Raw genomic sequence first — 26,294 nt, 5'->3', positions numbered from 1 at the left:
CGACAGATTCGCGTCTCTCATTCCTCCTCCAATGGCTCTGGTACGCGACCATTCTGTCCCAGGCAATGAGTTCTCGCGTCGCGAGGCACTCAAGCGCCTCGCCGCCGGCGTCGTCGCCGCCCCCGCCATCCTGCGCGGGCGCTACCCGCTCTTTCGCCCGGCCGACGCGCGCTTTCCCGTCGAGTACTCGGCGCGCGCCATCAAGCTCGTGCAGGAGTCGGTCGTCATCGACCTGCTCAACCAGTTCCGATTCGCCGACTTCGCCGAAAAGCCCCCCAAGAGCCAGCTCTGGCTCAGCAAGCCGCGCAGCATGACGTCGGCCGACTGGGAGGTGTATCGCACGAGTGGCTACACGGTCATGTGCCTTGGCCACTCGCCACGCGACTATGCCGACGGCCTGCGCTTCTTCGCCGAGTGGAACGGCTTTGTCGCCGAGTATCCGGAGTGGTTTGCGCGGGTGGATGATGCGCGCGATTTCGAGGCGGTGAAGAAGGCGGGGAAGGTGGGGATCATGATCACCTTCCAGAACTCCGACCACTTCCGCTCGCCCGACGACGTCGACCAGTTCTACTCGTTAGGGCAACGGCTGTCGCAGCTCACGTACAACTACCAGAACCGCATCGGGAGCGGTTTCTTGGAGGAGCGCGACGGCGGGCTGACGGTGTTCGGGAAGTCGATCGTGCAGCGGATGGAACAGGTGGGGATGGCGGTCGACGTCTCGCACTGCGCCGATCGCACCACGCTCGACGCCCTCGACATCGCCAAGCGCCCCGTCGTCTTCTCGCATGCGAGTGCGCGCGCGCTCATGCCCGACCATGCGCGCTGCAAGACCGATGAGATGATCACCAAGATGGCGAAGACCGGCGGGGTGATGGGGATCCCGTTCCTCCGGATGATGATCTCCCCGACCGAGCCGGTGACCGTGGAGCACGCGCTCAACCACTTCGACCACGTGCGCAAGCTGGTGGGGATCGAGCACCTGGCGATGGGGAGCGACATGGATGTCGTCGGCAATCCCAACCCGGTCAACGGCCCGGGGCAAGGGAACCCGGCGACCCCCAACTTCGAGCGGTATCACCTGCACACCAACGACAAGGGGGAGTGGCTGCTGACGGTGCCGGGGCTCGACCATCCCAAGCGGACCTTCGACATCGTCGAGGGGCTCATCCGCCGCGGCTACACCGACCAGCACATCGCGATGGTGTTAGGCGGGAACGCGATGCGCGTCTTCCGAAACTTGTGGGGGCAGTGATGCGGGCAACGGGGACGTTCGACGTCAAGCTCACCCCGCAGCCGGCCGACGGGTACGCCGACGCAAAGTCGTTAGGGCGCCTGACGATCGACAAGACGTTCCATGGTGATCTCGCCGGGACGAGCGTGGGGCAGATGCTGAGTGCGATGTCGGCCGTGAAGGGATCGGCCGGCTACGTGGCCATCGAGCGGGTGACCGGGACGCTGGCCGAGCGCGCCGGGACGTTCGTGCTGCAGCACAGCGGGACGATGAACCGCGGGGTCGGGACGCTCGCGCTGTCGGTGGTTCCCGACTCGGCGACCGATGGGCTCGAGGGGTTGAGCGGGAGCATGCAGATCATCATTGAGGGCGGGGTGCACTCGTATGTGTCGACCCGGGCCCCCCCCCCCCCCCCCCCCCCCCCCCCCGGGCCCCCGGGGGCGCCCCCCCTCCGAGCCCCGCCCCGCCCCGCCTCGGACGCCAGCCCCCCCCCCCCCCCCCCCCCCGGGGGGGCGGGCCGGCCCCCCGCCCGGGGCCCCCGGGGCCGGGGCGGGCCCCCGCGCGCGGGGGCGCCCCGCGGCGGGGGGGGGGGGCCCGGCGCCCCCGGCCGGGCCGGCCCCCCCCGGCGGGGGCGGGGCGGGGGGCCCGGCCGCCGCGGCGGGCGGGGGGGCCGGCCGGGCCCCGGCGCCCCGCGCCCCGGGGCGGGGGGCGGGGGGCGCCGGGGCCCGCCGGGCCCGCGGCCGGGCGGCCCGCCCCGGCGGGCGCGCGGGGGGGGGCGGGGGGCGGGGCGGGGGCCCCCCCGGGGGGGGGGGGGGCCCCGGGGGCCGGGCCCTTACCGCCGCCCCCCCCCCCCCCCCGCTCTTCCTGCGGCCGAGGAGCGGGGACGATCTGACGGCGACGACAAGCTGGTCCGGCGGAAGGGGGAGCCGTCGCCTCGCTCGCGTCCGCGTCCACCGCGTGTTGGTCGGGTCGCACTCCTCCGGCCGTACCGGGCGCATGAAGGTGTCCACCGTCAGGTACAACACCTTGGAGAACGGGTAGAGGACGATCGGCGTGATCGCCATCCCGCCCACGGCGCCGTAGGTGAGGTAGTCCCAGTTGATGTCGGGCCACATGGCAACGATCGCCGTCCCCATCCCCACCGCGAAGAGGAACTCGGCGGTGATGAGGTTGAAGAACATCGCCCCGGTGAAGTACGAGTCGCTGCTGCGCTCGAAACGGAAGTGACAGTGCGCGCAGCGCTCGTGGATCTTCCCCCAGGAGATGAGGACGGGGGCCTGGCCGCAGTGCGGGCAGCGGAGGCGCACGGCGCGGCCGAGGACCGTGAGGAACTGCGTCAGCGAGCGCTCGGAGACCGGCTGGGTCTGGGGGCGGGGGGGCGGCGGCGGAGGCGCGGAGCGGGACATGACGGGGGCGAGAGGGCGACCGCGCGCGGTCGAGCGGGCGTTGGGAGACGCCGCATGGAATCTACAGCCCAACGCGCCCGAATCCGTCTCGCCGTGTCGGCGATTCCCTCTCGCGACCGGTAGTACCACGGGCGAGATATCCAAAGACACGCCCCCCTATTCCGGATCGCGCAGTGCCGAAGGAGCTCCAACCGGTCGCCTGGCCACTGGCCGCAGCCCTCGCCGTCGTGGCGGTGGCGGCGGCGGCGGTCGTGCTCGCGGTGGTCCCGAACCTCATCATGAACCACCTGGGCGGAGCGCGGGAGCTTCGCGTCGCGGTCGCCACCTTCTATGAAGTGGTGGCCTTCGCCGCCGTCGCCTGGGGGGCGACCCGGCTCCAGCGGCGGGGGGCGCCATGACGGCGACCGCCCTCCCGGTCGGTGCGGAACGGGGAAGCGCCGGGCGCGCCCTCCCGCTCGCCCCGGTTCTCCCCGACGCGCGCTGGTGGCTGGAGAACGTCCCCTGCCGCACGGCCTGCCCGGTGCACACCGACGCCGGGGGCTACGTGACGGCGATCGCCCAGGGGCGCTTCGCCGATGCGTATCGCATCGCGCGGCGGCCGAATCCCTTCCCGTCGATCTGCGGGCGCGTCTGCGCGGCGCCGTGCGAGACGAAATGCCGACGGGGGGCGATCGATGCACCGGTGGCGATTCGGGCGCTCAAACGCTTCGTCGCGTCGCGCTTCGGGGTCGAGGCGGCGCGCGAGACGGGGGGCTCGCTGTGGCGCGAAGCGATCGGAGCACCGGCCCCCGACAGCGGTAAGCGCGCAGCGATTGTCGGCGGGGGGCCGGCGGGGCTGGCCTGCGCGCACGACTTGCGGCTGGCGGGGCATGCCGTGACGCTGTTCGAATCATCCGCAGCGCTTGGCGGGATGATGGTACATGGGATTCCGCCGTTTCGGCTTCCGAGGGAGCTCATCGCCGCAGAGATCGCGGGGGTCACGGAGTTGGGGGTGGAGGTGCGGTTGCGCACGCGCGTTGGGGTGGACGTGCGGATGGAGGCGCTGGTCGACTCTTTCGACGCGGTGTTCGTCGCGGCGGGGACGGGCGTTGGGAAGCGCCTGTCAATTGAAGGGCGCGACCTGCCCGGAGTCACGACGGCAGTGGCGTTTCTCGCCGGCAGTGCTGGTGAGGAGGCATTGGTCGTCGGCGAGCGCGTGGTGGTGATCGGCGGCGGCAGCGTGGCCTTCGATGCGGCGCGCACGGCGGCGCGAACGGCGGCGCTCACCACGGACGGCGCTCGCCCCGACGTTGCGCCTGGCGATGTCCACGGTGCGCTGCAGGCGCTGCTCGATGTCGCCCGCACGGCGCGCGCCGCAGGGGTGCGCGAGGTGACGGTCGTCTCCATCGAGGGACGCGAAGAACTCCCCGCCGAGCCTGACGAGTGGCGCCAGGCGGAGCGCGAAGGGGTGCGGATGCTGCACCGGCGCTCGGTGCAGGCGATCGTGGGCGACGGACGCGTGCAGGGCGTCTCGCTGCGCCCGGTCGTGACGGTCTTTGCCCCTGACGGGCGCTTCGCCCCGGTGGTCGACGATTCGGCGCCGGTCGAACGGCTCGACTGCGATACGGTGATCTTCGCGGTGGGGCAGGAGGCCGACACGTCGTTCCTCCCGGCGCCGCTCGTCCGCGGCTCACTGGCCGCGGTCGACGCGACGACGCTCCGCACGTCGAATCCCAAGGTCTGGGCCGGCGGCGACATCGCCTTCGGGCCGCGCTTCCTCATCAACGCCATCGCCGATGGACGGCGCGCCGCGGCGGGGATCTCGGCGTTCCTGGAGTCGGGCGCCGGCGCGGCGTCGGGCGCCGGCGCGGCGCTGGGTGACGCATGGGGCGAGGCCGCGACGTTGCGGCTGGCGACGCCGTGGCACCGCCACTGGAGTGACTACGACGCGGCGCCGCGCGCTGCACTTCCGGTCATCGCCGCCAGCGACCGCACGATGGGGCGCGAAGTGGAAGGGGTGCTCGACGAGGGGGCGGCGGTGCGCGAGGCGCAGCGCTGCCTGCGCTGCCACGCCAACGTCACGCTGCGCGCCGAGCGGTGCATCCTGTGCGGGCTGTGCGCCGATGTCTGTCCGGAGCGGTGCATCGCGCTGCGCGCAGGCGACGCGGGGACGGTGGTGCTGTCGCTCGACGAGGCGCGCTGCATCCGCTGCGGGCTGTGCGTGGAGCGCTGCCCGCCGCAGGCGCTGACGATGGTGGAGCTGGTGCCGATGGGAACGCGGGAGCTGGCGCATGCCTGACGAGTCGCTGGAGCCGGGGGCGGCGCCGCCGCACGGACTCATGGCCCGCCTGCGCGCGAGCGAGGCCTATCGCTCGATCTTTCGCACGCCGCCGCTCGACACGGCGCGTGGGCGCGCGCTCAAGAGCTTCGGGAACGTCTTCCTCCACCTGTACCCGGTGAAGGTCCCGTGGCGCGTGCTGCAGTGGCGCTACTCGTTCCGGCTGGGCTACATCACGACGGTCCTCTTCGTGATCCTCGCGGTCACGGGGACCTACCTGATGTTCTTCTACACACCGTCGGTGGCCAACGCGTACGGCGACATGCAGCGGCTGCGGGCCGAGGTGGGCTTCGGGCAGCTGCTGCGCAACGTGCACCGCTGGGGGGCGCACCTGATGGTGCTGGCGACCGCGCTGCACGTGGGGCGCGTGATGCTCACCGGAGCGTATGCCAAGCCGCGCCAGTTCAACTGGGTGATCGGCGTGGGGCTCCTCATCGTCACGCTCGCCTACTCGTTCACCGGCTACCTCCTCCCCTGGGACCAGCTCTCGTACTGGGCGGTGCGCGTCGCCTCCGACCTGGTGCACTACGTCCCCTTCGTGGGAACGGAGCTGCGCGCCCTCCTCCTCGGCGGATCGACGATCGGGCAGTCGACGCTGCTGCGTTTCTACGTGTTGCACGTGGCGGTGCTGACGATCTTCTTCTTCCTCCTCATCGCGGTGCACATCTGGCGGGTGCGGAAGGACGGCTTCGCGGTGGCGCGCGGCGGGGCGCCGCCATGGGCGGTGGCCGATGGTGCGCCGCTCCCGGAGGGGCGCGGCGAGCGTCCGGACACGCCGTATCCGGTGGCGCCTGACGAGCGCGTGCGGTTGCTCGGTGTGGTGGAGCGGACGGGGGTGGAGCGCGAGCCCCCGGAGGAGGATGACACGGTCTTCACCTGGCCGCACCTCATCGTGCGCCACCAGGTGATCGCGTTTGCCGTGGTCGCCATCTGCCTGGCGATGGGGATCGCCTTCGAGGCGCCGCTGCGCGAGCTGGCCAACCCCAACCTCACGCACGAACCGGCCAAGGCGCCGTGGTACTTCGTGGGGTTGCAGGAGCTGCTGGCGCACTTCGACCCGGTGATCGCGGGGGTCCTGGTTCCCATCGTGCTGGGGGCGTGGCTGGTCTTCCTCCCCTACCTCGACCGCAACGCGGGTAGGCCGCTGCGCGAGCGCCGGGTGGCAGTGGCGACGATCGTCCTGCTGGGGATCATCGCCCTGGTGCTGACGATCATCGGGGCGCTCTTCCGCGGGCCCGGGTGGGTCTGGGTCCTCCCGTGGGAGCACTGGTACTTCGAGCCGTAGGAGCGAGCGATGGCAGGCGACGGAACGGTGGGCGTGACGTTAGGCGGACCCGGTGCCGCGACCGGTGGCGGTGGCGGGCGGGGCGCGCGCGTCGGCGTCCCGGTCGACCACTCGCGGCGGGAGGCGCTGCGCATGGCGTGGCGCATCGGGCAGGGGCTGCTCGCTGCCGCCGCCGGCTACACGACCTTCATCGCCCTCCGCCCGTTAGGCAATACGAACGAAGGCGAGCGCGTCATCCTCGGCGCCCCCGAGGGCTTCACCGAGGGGAGCGCGACGTACGTCGCGGCCGGGCGCTTCTGGCTCACGCGATCGGAGGGGAAGCTCTTTGCCCTCACGCAGAACTGTCCGCACCTGGGCTGTCGCCTCCCGTACTGCGAAGGGTCGGGGCGCTTCGAGTGCCCGTGCCACGGCTCGCAGTTCAACCTGGGGGGCGAGTGGATCTCGGGACCGTCGCCGCGCGGGATCGATCGTTTTGCCCTGAGCGTGGACGAGGGGCGCGTGGTGGTCGACACGCGCACGCTGGTCGAAGGGCCGCCCCTCGGCGCCAAGGAGCACGAGCGCCCCGCGCTGGGGGCGTCGTGCGTGAACCTGGCCACGTGAGACGATGAGCCCTCCCCTCGACCGCGACATACCGCACGAGCGCGACACGCCGCAAGAGCGCGAGTGGCTCGAGCGCTCGCTCGACCGCTGGTACCTGGCGGGGATCGGGTGCATCGTCTTGCTGCTGGCGGCCTTCCCGGTGTACGCGTGGCGCGAACCGCGGCGCCTGGCGGCGGCGCGCGAGGAGCGGCAGCTCGCCTACATCGAGATGGGGGAGAAGACCTTCGCCATGCACTGCGCCTCCTGCCACGGCGACAACGGGGGCGGGGGGCGCACGGCATCGACGCTGCGGTCCAGGGAGTACCTGCAGCAGGCGACGGTGCAGCAGGTGGAATGGGCGATCGCGGGCGGGCGCACCGGAACGGCGATGGCGGCCTGGTCACAGGACTTCGGCGGCCCGCTCACGATGGAAGAGGTGCGGCAGCTGTCGGAGTTCATCAAGTCGTACGACTCGGTCGCGGTGAGCGTCCCCGAGTGGAAGAAGGGGGTGGCGGCCCCGCCTGCGGCGGAGCGTCCCGTGGTGGCCAAGTGGCGCGAGCGCCGCGCGCGCGAACGGGCGCGTGCGCGCGAGGAGCGTCGCGGTGGCGGTCCGGGAGCCCCGCCGCCAGGTGCACCGCCCCTGCGCACGGAGGCCCCGACCATCGCCAAGGGTCAAACGCTGTGGGGGTCGTACTGCGCCTCGTGCCACGTCCCGGTCCCCGGAATGGCCAAGGGGTTGGCGCCACTCCTCATCTCGCGCGAGTACCTGCAGTTCGCCACCGACGAGCGCGTCGACTCCATCATCACGGTTGGCGTACCGGGGACGACGATGCTCGGCTGGGGGAAGGGGAGCGCGGGGATGCTCGACGCGACGCAGATCCGCTCGCTCATCCTCTTCCTGCGCGCACAGCAGGCGACGGCGCCCAGCGACCCGACATGGAAGGAGGGGCGGAAGATCCCGATTCCGTAACGGGAGCTGCCACCCCTCCGGGTGCGATACCGCGGCGCGTCGGCCTGACGACGCGCCGTTCGTGCGTGGTGCGCCGACTAGTTCGGCAGCACCCCCACCGCGATATGGCTCGGCGTGCGCGGCCCCGAGTGGATCGTGTGTACCTGCGCCCTGAAGTCGCTCGCCTTGGCCTCGAAGATGTTGGGGACCCACGTCTGCGGGTTGCGGTCGTAGAGCGGGAACCAGGTGCTTTGCACCTGCACCATGATGCGATGCCCCTTCTGGAAGCGGTACAGCTGCTGGTGCAGGTCGACGGTGAACGGGGTGACGACGTTCGGCGTCAGCGGGCGCGGGACGCTGAAGCTCTTGTGGTAGCGGCCGCGGAGGATGTCGGCGGCGACCATGAGCTGGTAGCCGCCCAGCTTCGGATCGGTGGCCACCGTGTCGGGATACACATCGATGAGCTTCACCACCCAGTCGGCGTCGCGCCCGGTGGTGCTGGCAAAAAGCCGGGCCGTCACGTCGCCGGCAATCACGACGTCCTTTTCGAGCGGCGCACTCTCCCAGCTCACCACGTCGGGGCGGTTGTGCACGAAGCGCTGATCCTCGACCAGCCACTGCCGCCAGCGCGTCCCGTCCACCGGGCGCGCGATGTATGGCACCGGCCGCCGTGGGTCGCTGGTGTACGATGTCTTCGCCAGCGCGGTGGGCGCGTCGAACGAGAGCACCCCGTCGGCGTGCAGGTACAGCTTGGACGCCGTCGCCTCGCGCGGCGGCCAGGCGTCGAAGGTGCGCCACGTGTTTCCCTGCACCTCGAAGAGATAGGCCTCGCTGAACGTCGCGGTCCCGTCGCCATGGAGCCAGTTGGCGAACCAGGGGCGCTCGATGTTGGCGCGGTAGTACAGCCCCACGTCGCTGCCGAACTTCATCGGCCCGAAGGTGTCGGTCGCGCGCCCCGCCCACCCGCCGTGGAACCAGGGGCCGAGCACGATGTGGTTCCACTGCTTCCCGTCGGCCTTCTCCAGCGTCCGGTAGGCCTCCTGCGGTCCCAGCACATCCTCCTGGTCCCAGTAGCCGCCCACGTTGAGCACGGCGACGTTAGGCACCGTCCAGACCTTCTGCATCGCTTTCGCCTGCCAGTACGCGTCCCACGCCGGGTGCGTCTTGAAGCCGCGCCACGACGCCAGCGTGTCGATGCCGTTCCTGGCGCCGAGTTCCTTGAGGGTGAGGAACTGGAGATACCAGTCGTAGCGGTCGTAGCGGTTGATCTTGAGCGGCGACGGGACCTGACGTGACCACTCCATCGCCGTGGCGTACTCCACCCCGAACGACTGGCGGAACGCCCCCTGGTGGAAGAAGTCGTCGCCCATCCAGGTGTCGGTCATCGGGGCCTGCGGCGAGACCGCCTTGAGCGCCGGGTGGTTGCTGAGCGCGGCGATCCCGGCGAGCCATCCGGGATACGACACCCCCATGACCCCCACGCGCCCGTTGTTGTTGGGGATGTTCTTCACCAGCCAGTCGATGGTGTCGTACGTGTCGGTCGCTTCGTCGACACCGTTGGGATCGGCCTTGGGGTCGTGGAGCGCGCCGTTCATGATGAACTTCCCCTCCGATCGCCCGGTCCCGCGCGCGTCCTGGAAGACGAAGGTGTAGCCATCCTTCGCCAACTCGGCGTACGCGATCGGGATGGGGCCGGGGCGCAGGTTCTGGTTTACGCCGTACGGCGTGCGCACCAGCATGATCGGCAGCGGCTTGCTTTGGGTCTTTGGAGCGACCACGACCGTGAAGAGCTTGGCGCCATCGCGCGTGGTGATGCGCACCTCTCGGCGGTCGAGGTCGTCGGCAGCAGGGGTTTGCGCGGCCAGCGGTGCGGCCAGCCGCGTCGGCAGCGGGGCGAGGAACGAACCAGCGACGAGGGCGCCGGCAAGGATCGCGCGGGCGCGCTGCGGGAATCGGGTGTGCGGTGTCATAAGCGGGGCGTGGGAGTCACCAGAACTTACGCTCCAATCGCCGCTTCGCTGTGCAAAGACGTGCGCTGCCATCGCCCGCACGCGCTAGCGCTGCACAAAGGTGCCCGTCGGTCGGCCGACGACCCGCGAGCCAAGGCCCGTCGGGTCAGCGCACGCGTTCGTACGTGGCGAAGGTGACGCTGCTGGTCCGCCCCGAGCCGTCATCCCGCATGTAGACCACGGCAATCGTGTTGCCGTCGGGGGAGAGGATGTTGGTCAATCGCTGCGTGACCACGCCGTCCTTCGCGTTCACGATCTCGTTGATGCGCTCGTCGATGCGCCGCACGGCGGCGTGCGACTGCCCAGGGTTGCCGCTGACGGGCATCGCCTTGCCATCGAAGTCGGTCACGTACCACCAGCGCGTCGTGTCGCCCTTCGCGTTCACCGACTCGATCGTGACCTTCATGCCAGCGGTGCCGTGCGCCTCGTAGGTCATGATGTTGCTGGCCGGGGGCGGGGCGTCGGACTTGAGCTTCCAGCGGCCGAAGCGCGGGTTGCCGGGCTGCGCCCACAGCGGCATGGCGAGCAGGACGAGCGCCACACCGGTCATCGCCAGGCGCGTCGCAACGGAGCGGGGAGTTCGCATGCGTTACGCTGCGAAGGCGTGAGCTCCGCCGCTAGGGGCCGCGTCAGGTGGCCGCGGCGAGCGCACGCCGCGCTCAGCGCCCACGCTCCTCCCCGACCGCGGCAAGCAGATAGGCGAGATTCGCCGTCCCATCCATGATCGGTTCGTTGGTCGAATAGTCGCCGTAGTCATCGTGATACACGACGAACCCCGTGTTGAAGGGCGCGTACTCGTCGGCCTCCAGCAGCTTGATCCCGATGAGGCTCTGGTATATCGACCGGTACACCGGTCCGTCGAGGAGCCCGCCCGTCAGCCGCACGCCGAGCTGCTTCCAGATATCGGAGTGTGGCGAGCGAGGGTACGTCCCGCCCTCGGGGATCCCCACGACCATCGACGTCCCCCAGGGGTTGGTCCCGAAGAGCCAGTCGATCGCGGCCTGTTCGTAGGACCGGAAGCGCGTGTCGCCGCTCATCTGGCGGAAGAGCAGGGCCTGCGTGGCGAACGACGCCATGAGGTTGTTGGAGCACCAGATGAAGGGAATCCCGACACGAAAGCCGTTGCCGGCGCGTGCAACGACCGCCTCGAGCCCGCGACGGTAGTACTCGATCATCGCCCGTCGATCGGCAGCTCCGCCCACGCGCCAGAGCTCGTGATGCCCGTTGTTGAACCACGGATACCACTGGTAGTGGCGTGCGGTGTCGGCCCCCATCCACGGGGTGACAGGTTCCGTGGCCGCATACGCGACCCCTGCGCGCAGGTAGCGCGCATCGTGCGTGAGGGTAAAGAGCTGTGACGCCCCCAACTCCATGTCGTCGACCCAGTTGTCCTCCTCATAGAAGTACGGCGCCCGCCCGGGTGCCGTCTGGCAGACGCCCGGGAACTCCTCGCCCAACGCGAAGGCCGCGCGTGCCTTGCGCGCCAGTGTGTCGGCAAAGGCCGGGTCGCGCTCACGCAGGAGTTGCGCGCCTAACGCCATTGCCGCCGCCACCTTCCCCGCGGTCGACGCATAGCCGGTCGCGCGATTGGTGTAGCGGAACAGTCCCTGCGGCTTCCCGGTGCACGGGTACAGCGCCCGCTCCTTTCCCTTTCCCCAGCCATAGTCCGAGCTGTCGGTCGTCGGCAGGTCGCCGTACACATGGTCGCGGTCGTCGCCGAGCTGGTTGTAGAGTTCGCGGTCGGAGGGGAACATCTTCACCAGCCACGTCAGCCCGTGCCGCGCCTCGTCGAGTACATCGCGCACGCCATTGCCTCCTGCGTCTCCGTTGGCTGCGAAGGCGTCGCCAAAGGCGCGCGGATGGTCGCGATAGGCCTTCAGCATCACGAAGGTCGCATTGGCCGACGTCGTGACGTACTGCAGGTAGTCCGAGGCGTCGGCCCACCCGCCGCTCACGCCAACAAACTCCCCAGCGCGCGGCGAATCCCCCACCACGATCCCGTCACGCTGGTGAACGAGCGCCCCGAAGAACGGGTTGTAGCCCGAGCGCTGCTGCCGCATGTACACCAGCAGTGAGTCGGCGGCGGCGCGATATGGCGCGCGCGCAATGCGTACCGTGACCGGCGCCAGTGTCCCCGCACGCACCTGGTAGCTCCCGTCGCGCCGGAGCGACGAGAAGTCGAGCCGCCACGTGCGCACGCACGCCGCAAATGGCGCGCTGACCGTGGCCTCGCCGCGCAACACGATGCGACCCGTCGCATCGCGCACGTCGAATCGCGCCAGTCGCATCTCCCGCAGCGCGCACACCACTGCCACCTTGGGCGCGTCGCTCGGATAGCCAAGCTGGTTGAACCGGATGACGGCGCTGTCCGGCGCGACAGCCGCCAGCAGCAAGGCGCCCAGCGATGCGAGGCTCATGGGATCGAGTCCAGCACCCGACGCTGCCCGAACGGTTCGATGGCGAACGAGACCGCGCGCCCCTTGCCGGCGACCGCCCCGCGCACCGTCGCCAGCGCCGTGTAGTAGTCGAGATACGGGAACGACGAAATCCGCCCGCCCACGAACTCGTACCGCACCACCGCCGAGCGCCACGTCTCGAACGCGTCGCCCACCGCGACGTAGACGAACGGCGCGAACCCGGGCGCATCCTCCCAGTTATCGGCGTACCATACCGCGCGCACGCCGCGCCACGCGGGATGGTCGGTGACCACGCCGGCGAGCGAGGCCAGCAGCACCGCATCGCGCGCGATGGCGCTCGCCGCGATGTGGTCCTTGTGCATTCCGTCCTTCCAGTGGGTGAAGACGTGCGTGGGGCGCACCTCGCGGATGACGTCGGCCACGTAGCGGCGCGCGGCGTCGTCGTCGGGCAGCTCGCCATCCCGATAGGGTGCAAAGCGCACCTCGGCGCCGAGCGCGGCACCGACGGCCAGCGCCTCGCGCCGCTTCTGGTCGCCGTAGGCGGCCGGCGACAGCGCGGGGTTCCCGCCTTCGCCTAACGTGAGATGGAGCAGCACCACACGGTCGCCGCGCTGCCTGGCGCCGGCGAGCACGGCACCGGTGGTGAGCTCCATGTCGCCCGCGTGGGCGCCGATGGCGAGGATGGTGCGCGCCGGCACGCGTGGCGCGCCCTCCTGTGCCCCCGCGACGGTTGATGCCGCGGCCGCGATCCCCACGAGGAATGCGGCGACCGCACGAGCGAGTGCGTGGCCACCCACGGGCTCACGAGCCAGGAGCTGGCGAGCCACTACCGGACGAGCGAGCATGCTGGGAGGGACGAGAAGCGTCGACGGACAGCCATGAGAGAGTCTACCTCACGCCGTCCGCGGCGTCACCATCGCCCGCGCGCTCGAGCGACTTCCGTACCCCCCGTCTCGCCTGGCCACGCGCGCGCCAGCACTCCGTGTGCGTGCCGTCGCGCCCGATGGCGTGACCCGCTGCCATCGATCGCCGGCAGCCGGCGTGGTGCGTCGCGGCCGCCAAACGGATCAGGCTCGCGACCCGTCAGTCGCGACGATAGAGCAGGTTGAGGTACGAGTCCTCGCCCGGGATGCGAAAGCGCACCCGCACGCCGCCGGAGACCGCCTCCGCGGTGTGATGCAACGGCGAGATGAACTCCGACGTCATGAGCAGGTCGCCGCGCGCATCGTACTGCACGACACCGAAGTCGCGCTCGCGCCAGGTGGCGCGAAGCGTGTAGGTGCGCCCACCGGCCGGTCCGGTGACATGGTACTCGGCGTAGCGAATGTCGATCGCGTAGCGCGGCGTCGTGCCGCCGCTGAGTCGCAGTTCACCCCCCTCGACCAAGACCTCATGGTACTCGCGCGCGCCGTTCCACGAGACGGTATCCCCGGCGACCAGCAGTGGCAGGCGCCCGTCGTCCACGCGTGACAGCGACAGCGTGGCCTGCCCTCCGGCCACGTCGACGCGCGCCGTCCCCTCCGTCCCCTCGGCAGACGCGCGAATCGTGGTCGTTCCCACCGAGACGGCACGCAGGCGCCCCGACGCGTCGATAACGGCCACGCTGGGGTCGTCGGACGAGAGGGTCACGGGCCGCCCCGTCACGTCACGGCCACCTTCGCCCCGCACGCGAATGCCCAGGACTGCCACATCGCCAGGCGCAAAGGCGAGTGGCGTGGGCAGGATCGTCACCGACAGCACCGAGAGGCGCCGCACGTCGATCACGCGGCTCGCCGACAGCGTACCCGACTTGGCGGTGATGGTCACCGGTCCCGGCGACACGAAGGTCGTGACACCGTTAGGCGCGATCTCGGCGCGCGTCGGATGACTCACCGACCAGGCGATCGGGGCGCCCGGCAGCTCGACGCCGCGCGCATCGCGCACGACGGCGCGCAACGTCGTCACGTCCCCCTCGTACCAGTCGCCCGCTGGCACGAGGACGTCGAGCGTGGCGGACGGAGGCGGCACGGGGGCGCTCGAATCGTTCCCGCAGGCGGCCAGGAAGACCGCCGCTACCACGAACGCGCCAAACCGGGATGTGCGGGCCAGTGTCGACATGTGGCTCTCTCTCAGTATGACTGCACCGATGCGTCGACCGCCCACGCCCCCGTGACGCGCGCGACGACTCTCGACGACGTGAAGGTTGTGCCGACTTCGATCTGCGGGGCGCGTTCGCAATAGCGCACGAAACCCTGGATGAACGTTGTCGGACCTGACCCGGCGGAGGCATGGGTCAAATCACCCATGGGGCGGGAGCACTCCCGGGGTGGTGTCGTTCCGGGACGTGGTGCTGCGCAGCACCGCCACGCGCCCCGGCGCCTCGCCGCGGTCCTCAGAACCGCGACGACGCGATCGACACGTCGGCCATTCGCCACGCCTTGGCGAGGCGTCGCTCCACCTGCTCTGCCTCAGCGCCGCGTCCCTGCGCCGCGAGCGACACCGCGAGTCCGCGCAGCGCCCACCCGTTCTCCGGAAAACGACGCAGATCCTCGCGATACACCCGTTCGGCATCGCGCGGCTGTCCCGCGGCGAGCAGTGCCTTTCCTAACGAGTGCCGCACCGGGTAGTACCAGGTCGGCGGTTCCATGTACGACAGTCCATCCTCCAGCGCCGCCGCCTTCGTGAATGCTCGTACCGCCGTCCCCGCTTCCTGCGCCCGCAGCGCGATCTCTCCTTCGACCGAGAAGGCGGCGATGTCGAGCGCCGTACGTGTCTCGCCCGGTTCGAGTGTGGCCACCACGGCGCGGATCGAGTCGATGGTCGCCCTGGCCTCGGCAACCCGTCCGGTGGCGGCGAAGGCCACGCCGCGCGCATACCAGAAGTGCGCGAGGGCCACGCGCAGCGTCGCGGGAGGGAGCGGCGTGCGCAGCACTTCGTCCCATCGGCCGAAGGTCACGAGCGTCTGCACCGGGATGGCGAGCATCGGCTGCAACGACGGCGCCCCGCGCACGACGTCGGCGGTGACGGTCTTCGCGACCTCGCGGCTCGCCTCGAAGGCGATGGCACTGGCCCCGGCCATCGTCGCGCTGAAGGTGAGAAAGTGATGATTGTGCGAGCGATACGCGGCCGAGTAGAACGCGTCGTCGGGGGTATGCGGGGCATCGAAGTAGCCGTCGTCGGCGTGGATCGCGTGCCGGTTGCTCTCGATGGCGTCGGCCCACCGCCCCACACGCACGTAGATGTGCGCCGGCATGTGCACGAGGTGTCCCGCCCCGGGCATCAGCGCCGCCAGACGCTCGGCACAACGCACGGCGCGCTCGGGCTGCGCCGCTTCCACCGCATGGATGTAGAAGTGACAGATCCCCGGATGATCGGGAGAGGTCATCATGCCGCGCTCGAGCCAGCGCAGCATGGTGGGGGTGCCGGGGCGCGCCCGCCCCTCGCGCGTCCAATAGCGCCAGGGCGAGAGATCCATCGTGGCCTCCGCGGCCAGCGCCAGCGCATCGGGATCGTTAGGGTTGTCGTCGGCGATCCGCGCCATGGCTCCCGCATACGCCGAGTCGCGACCGCGCCGTGTCGTCGCGGCACTGCCCACGTAGCGGGCGGCGAGGGCGCGCACCCAACGCCCGTCTTCATCGTCCACGCGCACATCCTTCACGAGCGCGAGCGCTCGCCGCGTTGCGGCGATTGCCTGCTGCTCGGCCGCCGAGTCCATCGGTGCGTTGACGTTGGGGCCGAGGGCGAGCGCCTCGCCCCAGACGCACATCACACAGCGGGGATCGAGGCGCTGCGCTTCGCGAAACGCACGGACCGCTTCCGCGTGATTGAAGGCGTAGTACAGCCGGAGTCCCTGGTCGAAGTAGCGCTGGGCGAGCGGCACGCGCGTCTCGATGCGGCGTCGCCAGCTTCCGAGCCTGGGGAGGAGTGCCACGGCGCCGGGCTCATTCGCGGCGGCGCGTGCGACCTCGCCGTGCGCGACGTGTGTCGTTTGCGCACACACGGCAGTGACGGACAACACGGACAAAGCGACCACAACCGCGGCGCTGCGTGCGGCGTGGCGCTGAAGCGGGGCGCTGGGTTTGCAGGAGTGGGGCGTCATGATTCTGCGGAGCGTGGGGGTTGCGTCGAAGCCACAGGGTGGCTTGCGGCGCGCGACCCCGGTACGTTCCGCTTGCGTAGCACGCCGTCCGATCACGACAGGTGTGCGTGCGCGATCAGGGGAACAGGGCAATGAGTCAGACCGAAACAACCGAGATCACGCGACTGCTGGCGGCCATGCGCGCCGGCGATGCGCAGGCGGGCGAGCGCATCTTCCCGATGGTGTACGATGAACTGCGCCGGGTGGCGGGGCGCATTCTCTCCGGCGAGCGCGCCGATCACACGCTCAACCCGACCGACCTGGTCCACGAGGCGTGGTTGCGCCTGGGGATGTCGCCGGGGAACGAGTCGCCGGTGCCGGCGGCCGATCGCTCGCACTTCGTTGGGATCACCATTCGGGCCATGCGCCAGGTGTTGATCGACCACGCGCGCCGGCGCGGGGCCCACAAGCGCGGTGCCGGTGCGGTGCGCGTGACGCTCGGCGACAGCGTGGGGGCGCAGCAGACGTCGCCCGAGGACCTGCTGGCGCTGTTTGATGCGCTGGAGCGGTTGGGTGATGTGGACGCGCGGCTCCGCCAGGTGGTGGAGTATCGCTATTTCGGCGGACTCACCGAGGACGAGACGGCCGACGTGCTCGGCATCACCACACGCACCGTGCAGCGTGACTGGGTGAAGGCACGTGCGTGGCTCTATCGCCAGCTGTACGCGGTGCAGGAGGCCTGATGGGAGACACCGTGCTTGCTCGCCGTGCGCTCGCGATCCTCGATGCGGCGCTGGAGCGCCCCGATGCGGAGCGTGCATCGTGGCTCGAGCATGAGTGCGACGGCGACGCCACGCTGCTGCGCGAGGTGCAAGCCTTGCTCGAGGCCACGCGCCGTTCCGACGGTATCCTCGACGCCGATGCCTTGGCGCCCGACCCGGGAGGGCTCGCCACGGCGTTAGGCAGCGCGCTGGCCGGTTCGTATGCCATCGCCCACGAGATCGGGCGCGGCGGCATGGCGACGGTCTTCAAGGCGCACGAGCACAAGCACGACCGCGACGTCGTCATCAAGGTGCTCGATCCATCCATCGCCCACCTCTTCGGCGCCGATCGCTTCCTGCGCGAGGTGCGCATCGCCGCCACGCTCGCCCATCCGCACATCGTCCCGCTCATCGACTCCGGCGATGCGGACGGGCTGCTGTACTACGTGATGCCCTGGATGGAGGGCGAGACGCTGCGCGAGCGCCTGCGCCGAGGCCGCCCGTCGCGGGAAGAGGCGTTGTCGATCCTGTGTGACGTGGCCGGGGCGCTGGCGTTCGCGCACGACGCGGGGATCGTCCATCGCGACCTCAAGCCCGAAAACGTCCTGCTCACCGCCGGCCACGCGTACCTGCTCGACTTCGGGATCGCCAAGCTCCTCGAGCAGTCGCCCGAGGCGCTGGTGATCACCACGCCGGGATTGCCGTTAGGCACGCGCCGCTACATGGCCCCCGAGCAGGCGGTGGGGGCCGCCGACGTCGACGCGCGCGCCGACATCTATGCCTGGGGGATCCTCGGCATCGAACTCCTCACGGGCGTGCCGCTCCCTACCGCCGACGCCGAAGGAGCGGCCGCGCGCCTCCTGGCGACGCACCCGGAGTTTCCCACGACGCTCGTCGCCCTGCTGCAGGCGTGCGTGGCCACCGCTCCCGACCGGCGCCCGGCCACGATGACCGACGTGGTGGAGTGGCTCAACGCGGCATCGATCCCCCGCGCCCACCCTGCGCCGCGGGAGGCACCGCGGCCGGACCGCCGCACCCTCGCCATGGTCGGCACCGTCGCGGTGGCGTTGCTGCTGGCGGTGTTCGCCGTCTGGCGTCGCGGCGATACGTCGCCACCGCAGGTCGCCACTGCACCCGGGACGATCGCCGAACCCGTGGCGGTGGCCGTCCTGCGCAACGAGACGGGTGACAGCACGCTCGACGTCATGGGGCGCTTTGCCGGCGACTGGGTCACTGAAGGGTTGCAACGCACCGGGCTGGTGCGCGTCGTCCCGTGGTCCGAGGCGCGCCTCGCCTCCGATCGCGCGACGGCGGCCGGCGCTCCGCTCGTTGCATCGCTTCGCGATGAGGTCCACGCCGGGACGATCGTCACCGGGTCGATCTATCGGCGGCGCGATTCGCTCCACTTCCATGGGGCGCTCATCGATGCGGGCTCGGGGCGGCAGATCGCTTCGCTCCCCGCCGTCATCGTCCCCTTCGACAGCACCGAAGCCGGGATCGCGCAACTGCGGGACCGGGTCATGGGCGCCGTGGCCTCGATGCGCGACGAGCGCGTCGCGTCGCTCCCCGGCCTTTCCCACTCGCCCCCCTCCTTCTCGGCGTATCAGGCGTACGACATCGGCTCCGATCACTTCGTCGCGCAGCGCTACGCCGAGTCGCTCGCATCGTTCCGCGATGCCTTCGCACGCGACACGACGTTCACCCTGTCGCTGTTCATGGCGGCGCGCGCCGCCTGGAACGTCGGGGACTACGCTGTGGCCGAATCGCTCGTCGCGCGCGCCCGGCTGCAACGGCGCGATCTCGGGACGTACCACGAGTCGTCGATGCGCTACCTCGAGGCGCTGCTGGCCGGCGACGGCGAGGCGGCGCGTGCCGCGATCCAGCGGGCGGTGGCGGCGGCGCCCAATTCCCGCGGCGGCTACGACTACGCAGCGGCCCTGCTCAACGCCGGCTACGCGCGTGCCGCGCGCCAGGTGCTGACGTCGATGGACCCGGATCGCGGCGAACTACGCGGGTGGAGCTCATACTGGACGCAGCGGGCACACGCCGCCTACATGCTCGGGCGACACGACGAGGAACTCGCAGCGGCGCGCGAGATGGCGCGACGCTACCCCGATCGCCGAGTGGCACTCGTCCTCGAAGCGCGCGCCCTCGCCTCCATGGGCGACGTGGCCCGCATCGATTCGGTGCTCGCCGCGTGGGACTCCCTTCCGGCCAACGTTTATTGGTCGCAGGGGGCGGCGATGGTGGTCGCCACGGAGGAGCTGCCGCCGCGGGCGCGAAGCCGACGGGCGTCGCCTCGGCAATCGCGCCGTCGCGTGGCTCTCCAACCGCCTCGTCGCGATGCCCACCGATCGCGCGCACCGCTACTGGCTCGGGAGCGTCTTCTACGACCTGGGCGACTACCAGGCCGCGCGCCCCTACTTCGAGTCGCTGGCGAACGAGAACCCGGACCGGTTGCTCTATCGCGGCCTCGCGGCGCTCGTGGCCGCCCGTCGCGGCGAGCGCGACAGCGCGCAGCGCTGGCTCGGCCGGGCGACGCCGCGCCAGACCGGCGAGTACCTCGCGTATCAGGCGCGCCTCGCCGCCATCGCCGGCGACACCGAGCAGGCGGTCATCCACCTCACCGCGGCCATCAATCACGGCGTCGAGGGATACTCCTGGCTGCCGGGGTCCGCGTTCCGCGACCTGGCCCCGCTTCAGGCCGACCCGCGCGGACGGGCGCTCCTGCGCGGTCGTTAGGCGCCACGCGGTCGGTGTCAGGCGCCGGGTCGTCGCCCCGCCGCCCCTACTTCTTCTCGGCCAACCTGGCCAGCGCCGCCTCGAACGCCTTGCGAGCCTCGTCGTCGACCGCCACGCGATGCGTGAGCCGCGTGAAGGCGTCTTCGGTGAGCCCGTGTTCCTTGAGCAGTCGGAGGCGCTCGGTGCGCAGCTTCTCGCGCAGCTCGGCCTGCACTTCCGGCTTCTTGCTCTTGGGTTCCGCCAGCTCGGCTTGGACGCGGTCGCGCAGGGCGGCGATTGCGGCGTGGGTCCTTGCAAACGTTTCCATCGTCGCCTGGGCCGCCAGGCTGTCGCCCTGCTGCGCGGAAACCCCCGCGGGGGTGAGGCTCCCCAACGCCAGTGAGAAGACGAAGAGTCCAACGAGGCGAACCAGCCGCATGCCAGGAGACGTCAGGGTGCAGGGCGCACAGGGACCAATGCCGACCAACTTCGGCGCCGTCACCCACGTCGTCAACCAGTCGTCATCCCACGACGCGGGCAGCAGGGCATCTCGCGCATCGGCGCTCGCCCGGAGCCGTCGACCTTTGGTGTGATCGTGTCGAGGCTTGCGGGGGGGCGCGACCGGGGGGCAACTTCGCCCGGCTTGACCCGCAGGCATGGGTTCCCAGAGAACGAGGTCGTGCATGAAGACGTTGCCCGCGCTGGCCGTGACGCTCGGACTGGTGCTGGTGCTCCCGGAGCACACCAACTCACGAACGCCGCCGCGTCCCGCACCGGCCGAACTCAACGCCGTCGTCAAGCAGTATTGCGGGCGGTGTCACAACCCCACGGCCAAGCGCGGCAATCTCTCGCTGTCGGCCTTTGACGTCGGGACCGCCCCCGCGCAGTCCGAGGTCGCCGAGAAGGTGATCGCCAAGCTGCGCTCGGGAATGATGCCCCCACCGGGCTCGGCGCGCCCCGCCCCCGACACGATCGCGGCGCTCGTGCAGTCGCTCGAGCTGCAACTCGACTCGGCCTTCGCGGCCAACCCCAACCCCGGCCACCGCACCTTCCAGCGCCTCAACCGCGCCGAGTATCGCGCGTCGGTGAAGCAACTGCTCGGCCTGGAGCTCGACGCCGGCATCTACCTCCCGCCCGATACCAAGAGCGACAACTTCGACAACATCGCCGACGTGCAGGCGCTCTCGCCCACGCTGCTCGACGGCTACCTGCGGGCAGCGAGCGACATCAGCTGGCTCGCCATGGGGAACCCCAGGGCCAGCGCCGCGTCGCACACGTACACGGTCCCCAAGACGGCGTCGCAGGTGGAGCACGTCGAGGGAACACCGTTCGGCACGCGCGGGGGGATCTCGGTGGAACACATCTTCCCCGCCGACGGCGAGTATCGCTTCACGATGAACTTCTTCCACGAGACCACCGGCGCCTTTGCCGGCGGCCTCGCACGCGGCGAGAAGCTCGAGGTGTCCATCGACGGCGAGCGCGCCGCGCTCCTCGACATCGATCGTTTCATGCACGCCTCGGATCCCAATGGCGTCTCGATGTCGACCGATCCCGTGCGCGTGACGGCGGGTCCGCACCGTGTCTCGGCCGCCTTCGTCCCGCCCGGCTTCCAGGGGGTGGTGCAGGACCTCATCTCCCCGCTCAAGTATTCGCTGAGCAGCACGTCGAATGCGACGGCATACGGCTTCTCGCTCCTGCCGCACCTGCGCGACGTCACCGTCAAGGGACCGTTTGTCACCACGGGAGTGTCCGAAACGCCCGTGCGTCGCCGACTGCTCACCTGTCGGCCGGCCACGCCGGCGCAGGCGCGCCCGTGCGCGCAGTCAATCATCACGCGCCTTGCGACCGAGGCCTATCGCCGCCCGCTCACCGACGAAGATCGCCGCGGCCTGATGTCGCTGTACGACGCCGCCAGCGCCGACGGTGGCTTCGAGGCCGGTGTGCGCGGCGCGCTGGAGGGGCTCCTCGCCTCGCCCGACTTCGTCTTCCGCTTCGAACGCGCGCCGGCAGATGCAACGGCGGGCAAGGCGTATCGCCTGCGCGACATCGACCTGGCCTCGCGCCTCTCGTTCTTCCTCTGGTCATCCCCGCCCGACCGTGCGCTCCTCGCCGCCGCCCAGCGTGGGGCGCTGTCGCAGCCGGCCGGGCTCGAGCGCGAAGTGCGCCGCATGCTCGCCGACCCGCGGGCCAGCGCGCTCTCGACGCGCTTTGCCGCGCAGTGGTTGCGGCTGCCGGACCTCGACATCGTGCAGCCTGACGTCCGCCAGTATCCGGACTTCGACGAGCAGCTGCGCCGCGCCATGCGCCGCGAGACCGAGATCTTCTTCGACGATCTCGTGCGCGGCGATCGCAATGTGCTCGACCTCTATCGCGCCGACTACACCTTCGTGAACGAACGGTTGGCGCAGCACTACGGCATTCCCAATGTCGCCGGCGACCAGTTCCGTCGGGTGCAATACAGCGATACCCTGCGCCGGGGGCTCCTGGGGCACGCCAGCGTCCTCACCCTCACCTCGCACGCCACGCGCACCTCGGCGGTCGAGCGCGGCAAGTGGGTGATGGAGGTGCTGCTCAACTCACCGCCGCCGCCGCCGCCGCCGGGGGTCCCCGACCTCGAGGCGACGCCGGGGAACCAGGGGGCCCGCCTCCTCACCGTGCGCGAACGCATGGAGGAGCACCGGAAGAACCCCGCCTGCAGCTCCTGCCACAAGATGATGGACCCGATCGGGCTGGCGATGGAGCAGTTCGACGTCACCGGGCGCGTGCGCCTGCGCGACAACGGCATGCCGATCGACTCGCGCGGCGACCTGTGGGACGGCACGAAGGCGCAGAACCTCAACCAGCTGCAAGCGGCCCTCCTGCGCCGCGAGGAAACCCTCCTGCGCACCTTCACGCGCAACCTGATGGCGTACGCCGTCGGACGCCGCGTGGAAGCGTACGACATGCCGACCGTGCGCCAGATCGTGCGCGACGCGGCGGCGCAGGACCACAAGATGTCGGCCTACATTCTCGGCGTCGTGCGAAGCCCGGCCTTCCGCATGCAGCGCGTCGAGGATGCCGCGACCAAGGCGACCGACGCGCTGCAGGGCGCGCCGTCGTCGTCCCGCTGAGGAACCCGAGGACTTACCCGATGGCGATCATCACCCGTCAGCCCCTCCCGCGCCGCACCTTCCTCAAGGGAATGGGGGCCATGGTGGCACTCCCCTACCTCGACGCCATGGCGCCGCTGCGCAGCGTTGGGGGACGCGTGGCGGCGCCGCCGACCCCGCGCGCCTCCTTTGCCTCGAGATGGTGCACGGCGCCGCCGGCTGCTCGCCCTTCGGCCTCACCGAGCACCTGTGGGCGCCGCCCACGACCGGGAGTGCCTTCGACCTGGGCGCCACCTCGCTCTCCCCGCTCGAGCCCTGGCGCAAGTACCTCACCATCGTCAGCAACACCGACGTGCGCATGGCCGAGGCCTACAAGTCCGAAGAGATCGGCGGCGATCACTTCCGGTCCAGCGCCGTCTTCCTCACGCAGGCGCACCCCACGCAGACCGAGGGCTCGGACATCTACGTGGGGACGTCGCTCGACCAGATGTACGCCCAGCGCTTCGGGCAGGCGACGCCGATCCCGTCCATGCAGCTGTGCATCGAGCCGCTGGACCGCGCCGGCGGCTGCGCGTACGGCTACTCGTGCATGTACACCGACTCCATCTCGTGGGCGTCGCCCACCGAACCGCTCCCGATGATCCGCGACCCGCGCGTCGCCTTCGAGCAGCTCTTCGGCACGGGAGGCACGCCGGCAGAGCGCGCGGCGCGGACGCGCAGCACGGGGAGTGTGCTCGACTGGATCACCGCGCGTGTGGCGCAGCTCAAGCGCGAACTCGGCGCCAGCGACCGCGCGCGCATGGACCAGTACCTCGACAACATCCGCGAGATCGAACGCCGCATCCAGCAGGTCGAGAAGCGCAACTCCAGCGGCGAGGTGCGCGACCTCGCCGGCGCGCCGGCGGGGGTCCCCGATTCGTTCGGCGAGCATGTGAAGCTCATGTTCGACTTGCAGGTGCTGGCGCTGCAGTCCGACATGACGCGCGTCTTCTCGTTCAAGATGGGGCGCGATGCCTCGGCCCGCGTGTACCCCGACAGCGGCATCATGACCGGCTTCCACCCCGCCTCGCACCATGGCAACAACCCGGCGCGCGTGAAGGAGTTCGCCGAGATCAACCGCTATCACGTGAGCCTCCTCCCGTACCTGCTGGACAAGCTCCAGTCGACGATGGACGGCGAGAAGTCGCTGCTCGACAAGACGACCATCGTGTATGGCTCGCCCATGTCCGACAGCAACACGCACAACCACCGTCGCTGTCCGCTCATCCTGCTCGGCGGCGGCAACGGCAAGTTTGCCGGCAACCAGCACCTCAAGGCGCCCGATGGGACGCCGATGGCCAACGCGATGCTGTCGCTCATGCACAAGCTCGGGATGGACGACCTGCAGAGCTTTGGCGACAGCACCGGCGAGTTCACGTTCTGACCCGACGCATTCCGCGGAACGCCCGGCGCCCCGACGGGCTGCGGCGTCGCCCGCTGACGGAGCGCGCGCCCTGACACGAGCCTGACGAGAACGATGAGACGAGATCGAACCGCGCAGTCGCTGCGTATCGTGGGGGTGCTGGCGCTGGCGCTTCCGGCGTCGAGCGCTGGCGCCTTCCCCCGCCTGTCGTTGCACCTCCCGGTGTCGGCGCGCATTGCGTCGACGCCCGCCGCTCCCGTCGCCCCGGTCGCGGATGCCGCCATGCGTGGCGATGCGGCGGCGGTGCGGGCGTTGTTGGCCAAGGGGAGTGACGTGAACGGGGCGCAGGGCGACGGGATGACCGCGCTGCACTGGGCGGCGAGCCGCGGCGACGTGGCGCTGGCCACCCTCCTGCTGCGCGCCAAGGCGAACGTGAAGGCCACGACGCGCATCGGGGCGTACACGCCGCTGCACGTGGCCAGCCAGGGCGGTAGCGCACCGATCGTGAAGGCGCTGCTCGCGTCGGGCGCCGATGCCCGGGCGGTCACCACGGACGGGGTGTCGGCGTTGCATCTGGCGGCGATGGGCGGCGACGCGGCGGTGGTGCATGCGCTCGTCGCGGCCGGCGCCGACGTCAACGCGTCCGAGCCGTTGTGGGGGCAGACGCCGCTGATGGTGGCCAGCGCCCGTGGGCGCGCGCCGGCCGTGCGCGCCCTGCTCGCGCGCGGGGCCACGCCCGACCTCCGGGCCCGCACCATCGACCCGATGGCCAGCTCGGCCCAGGACCGGCAGGCCAAGAACACGCGCAATGCCGTGCTCGCGCAGCTGCGCGAGGCGCAGGGCAAGGCGAAAGACCCCAACTGGCAGCCCGACGCCCGTCAGGTGCAGGCTGCCGTGCAGGCGGCACGGGCGACCGAGCGCGAATCGGCGACGGCCACGGCCCTCGCCAGTGCGGCCGCGGCGTCGGCCGCCGAAGAGGCGCGACTGGCGGCGCAGGGCGGGCCGGGACTCGACGACGACTCGCCGGGCTACACCGAACTCCTCGGCCCGCAGGGCGGGCACTCGGCGTTGCTGCTGGCGGTGAGGGAAGGGCATGCCGAGGTGATCGCGGCCCTGCTGGATGGCGGGGCCAGCGTCAACCTGGTGAGCGCGGGCGACCACACCTCGCCGCTCCTCATGGCCGCCATCAACGGACAGTACGACGCCGCCATGGCGCTCCTCGCGCGCGGGGCCGATCCCAATCTCGCCAGCGACGCCGGGGCCGCCCCGTTGTACGGGATCCTCAACAAGGAATGGGCCCCCTCGACGCGCACGCCGCAGCCGGCTTATCAGCTGCAACAGAAGGCGACCTACCTCGAGGTGATGGCCGCGCTGCTCAAGGCCAAGGCCGACCCCAACGCACGCCTCAAGCGCTCGCTCTGGTACACGACGTACAACCGCGACAACCTGCGCGTCGACTTCACCGGTGCCACGCCCTTCTTCCGCGCGGCCTACGCCACCGACGTCGCGGCCATGAAGTTGCTGCTGGCGGCTGGCGCCGACCCCAAGATCGGGACCATCAAGCCCGTCGCCCGCGCGCGTCGCGGGGGGGGCGGCGCGCCGCGTGAGGATCCGTCAGGACTCCCGCCTGTCCCCGATGGGGGGCCTGGCGTACTCGCCATTCACGCGGCGTCCGGCGTGGGCTATGGGCAGGGTTTCGCCGCCAACGACCACCGCCATGTGCCCGACGGATGGCTCCCCTCGGTCAAGTTCCTCATCGAGGAACTCGGTGCCGACGTCAACGCCCGCGACTTCAGCGGCTACACCCCGCTGCACCACGCGGCGGCCCGCGGCGACAACGAGATGATCAAGTACCTCGTCTCCAAGGGCGCCGACGTCACCGCGGTGGCGCGCACCGGGCAGACCACGGCCGACATGGCCAACGGCCCCGTGCAGCGCATCTCCCCCTATCTGGACACCGTGAAGCTGCTGGAGAGCCTCGGCTCGAAGAACAACCACAAGTGCGTGTCCTGCTGAGACACCAGAAAGTCGCGCCGGCCGTTCTTCGCGGCTTCGCGGCTTCGCGTGACAT

General features: G+C 70.7%; 16 protein-coding genes and 2 pseudogenes. 12 read left to right on the top strand and 6 right to left on the bottom strand.

Annotated elements, in window-relative coordinates:
• The first annotated feature begins 31 nt into the window (after nucleotides 1-31).
• The 7 genes and pseudogenes from IPN47_11300 to IPN47_11270 all read left to right on the top strand — a co-directional run bounded on the left by IPN47_11300 (nucleotide 32) and on the right by IPN47_11270 (nucleotide 7,788).
• Nucleotides 32-1,252: a membrane dipeptidase gene (locus IPN47_11300; protein ID MBK9408610.1), complete on the top strand. Its 1,221-nt coding sequence runs from the start codon at nucleotides 32-34 to the stop codon at nucleotides 1,250-1,252.
• Nucleotides 1,252-1,617 (top strand): annotated as a pseudogene (locus tag IPN47_11295) (DUF3224 domain-containing protein). The gene IPN47_11300 and the pseudogene IPN47_11295 overlap by 1 nt, the downstream one beginning before the upstream one ends.
• Nucleotides 1,618-2,810: 1,193 nt before the next feature.
• A complete protein-coding gene (locus IPN47_11290) occupies nucleotides 2,811-3,035 on the top strand; it encodes a hypothetical protein (GenBank protein MBK9408609.1) in 225 nt (74 codons plus the stop codon).
• Entirely contained in the window at nucleotides 3,032-4,915 is a 1,884-nt protein-coding gene (locus tag IPN47_11285; protein ID MBK9408608.1) for an FAD-dependent oxidoreductase, read from the top strand. The genes IPN47_11290 and IPN47_11285 overlap by 4 nt, the downstream gene beginning before the upstream one ends.
• Nucleotides 4,908-6,239 carry a cytochrome b N-terminal domain-containing protein gene (locus IPN47_11280; GenBank protein ID MBK9408607.1) on the top strand — a complete coding sequence of 444 codons (1,332 nt, stop codon included), beginning with the start codon at nucleotides 4,908-4,910 and terminating at the stop codon, nucleotides 6,237-6,239. Before IPN47_11285 ends, IPN47_11280 begins: the two co-directional genes overlap by 8 nt.
• A 9-nt stretch (nucleotides 6,240-6,248) precedes the next feature.
• Nucleotides 6,249-6,839: a Rieske 2Fe-2S domain-containing protein gene (locus IPN47_11275; GenBank protein MBK9408606.1), complete on the top strand. Its 591-nt coding sequence runs from the start codon at nucleotides 6,249-6,251 to the stop codon at nucleotides 6,837-6,839.
• Nucleotides 6,840-6,843: 4 nt separating this feature from the next.
• The gene (locus IPN47_11270; protein MBK9408605.1) at nucleotides 6,844-7,788 is read left to right on the top strand and encodes a c-type cytochrome; all 945 of its coding nucleotides are present in this window, start codon (nucleotides 6,844-6,846) and stop codon (nucleotides 7,786-7,788) included.
• 77 nt (nucleotides 7,789-7,865) lie between these two features.
• Here IPN47_11270 and IPN47_11265 read toward each other — a convergent pair whose 3' ends face one another.
• From IPN47_11265 to IPN47_11240, 6 genes are all read right to left on the bottom strand, one after another.
• A complete protein-coding gene (locus IPN47_11265; GenBank protein ID MBK9408604.1) occupies nucleotides 7,866-9,737 on the bottom strand; it encodes a CocE/NonD family hydrolase in 1,872 nt (623 codons plus the stop codon).
• A gap of 145 nt (nucleotides 9,738-9,882) precedes the next feature.
• Nucleotides 9,883-10,362 carry a hypothetical protein gene (locus IPN47_11260; GenBank protein ID MBK9408603.1) on the bottom strand — a complete coding sequence of 160 codons (480 nt, stop codon included), beginning with the start codon at nucleotides 10,360-10,362 and terminating at the stop codon, nucleotides 9,883-9,885.
• A gap of 73 nt (nucleotides 10,363-10,435) precedes the next feature.
• Nucleotides 10,436-12,193 carry a glycoside hydrolase family 9 protein gene (locus IPN47_11255; protein MBK9408602.1) on the bottom strand — a complete coding sequence of 586 codons (1,758 nt, stop codon included), beginning with the start codon at nucleotides 12,191-12,193 and terminating at the stop codon, nucleotides 10,436-10,438.
• Nucleotides 12,190-13,038 carry a PIG-L family deacetylase gene (locus IPN47_11250; protein MBK9408601.1) on the bottom strand — a complete coding sequence of 283 codons (849 nt, stop codon included), beginning with the start codon at nucleotides 13,036-13,038 and terminating at the stop codon, nucleotides 12,190-12,192. The genes IPN47_11255 and IPN47_11250 overlap by 4 nt, the downstream gene beginning before the upstream one ends.
• 238 nt (nucleotides 13,039-13,276) lie before the next feature.
• Entirely contained in the window at nucleotides 13,277-14,290 is a 1,014-nt protein-coding gene (locus tag IPN47_11245; protein ID MBK9408600.1) for an Ig-like domain-containing protein, read from the bottom strand.
• Between the two features lie 274 nt (nucleotides 14,291-14,564).
• Nucleotides 14,565-16,271 carry a tetratricopeptide repeat protein gene (locus IPN47_11240; GenBank protein MBK9408599.1) on the bottom strand — a complete coding sequence of 569 codons (1,707 nt, stop codon included), beginning with the start codon at nucleotides 16,269-16,271 and terminating at the stop codon, nucleotides 14,565-14,567.
• A gap of 131 nt (nucleotides 16,272-16,402) precedes the next feature.
• Here IPN47_11240 and IPN47_11235 point away from each other — a divergent pair, with 131 nt between their 5' ends.
• The 5 genes and pseudogenes from IPN47_11235 to IPN47_11215 all read left to right on the top strand — a co-directional run bounded on the left by IPN47_11235 (nucleotide 16,403) and on the right by IPN47_11215 (nucleotide 26,239).
• A complete protein-coding gene (locus IPN47_11235; GenBank protein ID MBK9408598.1) occupies nucleotides 16,403-16,993 on the top strand; it encodes a sigma-70 family RNA polymerase sigma factor in 591 nt (196 codons plus the stop codon).
• On the top strand, nucleotides 16,993-20,325 hold the full coding sequence (locus IPN47_11230; protein MBK9408597.1) for a protein kinase: 3,333 nt from the start codon (nucleotides 16,993-16,995) through the stop codon (nucleotides 20,323-20,325). Before IPN47_11235 ends, IPN47_11230 begins: the two co-directional genes overlap by 1 nt.
• Before the next feature lie 90 nt (nucleotides 20,326-20,415).
• Entirely contained in the window at nucleotides 20,416-22,842 is a 2,427-nt protein-coding gene (locus IPN47_11225) for a DUF1592 domain-containing protein (protein MBK9408596.1), read from the top strand.
• A 20-nt stretch (nucleotides 22,843-22,862) separates the two neighbouring features.
• Nucleotides 22,863-24,244 (top strand): annotated as a pseudogene (locus IPN47_11220) (DUF1552 domain-containing protein).
• 93 nt (nucleotides 24,245-24,337) lie between these two features.
• Complete coding sequence (locus IPN47_11215; GenBank protein ID MBK9408595.1) at nucleotides 24,338-26,239, top strand: ankyrin repeat domain-containing protein; 1,902 nt, start codon at nucleotides 24,338-24,340, stop codon at nucleotides 26,237-26,239.
• Nucleotides 26,240-26,294 lie beyond the last annotated feature (55 nt).

It is taken from the genome of Gemmatimonadota bacterium, assembly GCA_016719105.1.
Lineage (GTDB): Bacteria > Gemmatimonadota > Gemmatimonadetes > Gemmatimonadales > Gemmatimonadaceae > SCN-70-22.
This window is presented reverse-complemented; position numbering and strand designations above follow the sequence as displayed.

Coding starts and splice junctions, on each gene's coding strand:
- IPN47_11225 (MBK9408596.1), top strand. CDS start 20,416: ATGAAGACGTTGCCCGCGCTGGCCGTGACGCTCGGACTGGTGCTGGTG.
- IPN47_11240 (MBK9408599.1), bottom strand. CDS start 16,271: ATGACGCCCCACTCCTGCAAACCCAGCGCCCCGCTTCAGCGCCACGCC.
- IPN47_11275 (MBK9408606.1), top strand. CDS start 6,249: ATGGCAGGCGACGGAACGGTGGGCGTGACGTTAGGCGGACCCGGTGCC.
- IPN47_11260 (MBK9408603.1), bottom strand. CDS start 10,362: ATGCGAACTCCCCGCTCCGTTGCGACGCGCCTGGCGATGACCGGTGTG.
- IPN47_11215 (MBK9408595.1), top strand. CDS start 24,338: ATGAGACGAGATCGAACCGCGCAGTCGCTGCGTATCGTGGGGGTGCTG.
- IPN47_11265 (MBK9408604.1), bottom strand. CDS start 9,737: ATGACACCGCACACCCGATTCCCGCAGCGCGCCCGCGCGATCCTTGCC.
- IPN47_11245 (MBK9408600.1), bottom strand. CDS start 14,290: ATGTCGACACTGGCCCGCACATCCCGGTTTGGCGCGTTCGTGGTAGCG.
- IPN47_11300 (MBK9408610.1), top strand. CDS start 32: ATGGCTCTGGTACGCGACCATTCTGTCCCAGGCAATGAGTTCTCGCGT.
- IPN47_11235 (MBK9408598.1), top strand. CDS start 16,403: ATGAGTCAGACCGAAACAACCGAGATCACGCGACTGCTGGCGGCCATG.
- IPN47_11255 (MBK9408602.1), bottom strand. CDS start 12,193: ATGAGCCTCGCATCGCTGGGCGCCTTGCTGCTGGCGGCTGTCGCGCCG.
- IPN47_11270 (MBK9408605.1), top strand. CDS start 6,844: ATGAGCCCTCCCCTCGACCGCGACATACCGCACGAGCGCGACACGCCG.
- IPN47_11250 (MBK9408601.1), bottom strand. CDS start 13,038: ATGCTCGCTCGTCCGGTAGTGGCTCGCCAGCTCCTGGCTCGTGAGCCC.
- IPN47_11285 (MBK9408608.1), top strand. CDS start 3,032: ATGACGGCGACCGCCCTCCCGGTCGGTGCGGAACGGGGAAGCGCCGGG.
- IPN47_11230 (MBK9408597.1), top strand. CDS start 16,993: ATGGGAGACACCGTGCTTGCTCGCCGTGCGCTCGCGATCCTCGATGCG.
- IPN47_11280 (MBK9408607.1), top strand. CDS start 4,908: ATGCCTGACGAGTCGCTGGAGCCGGGGGCGGCGCCGCCGCACGGACTC.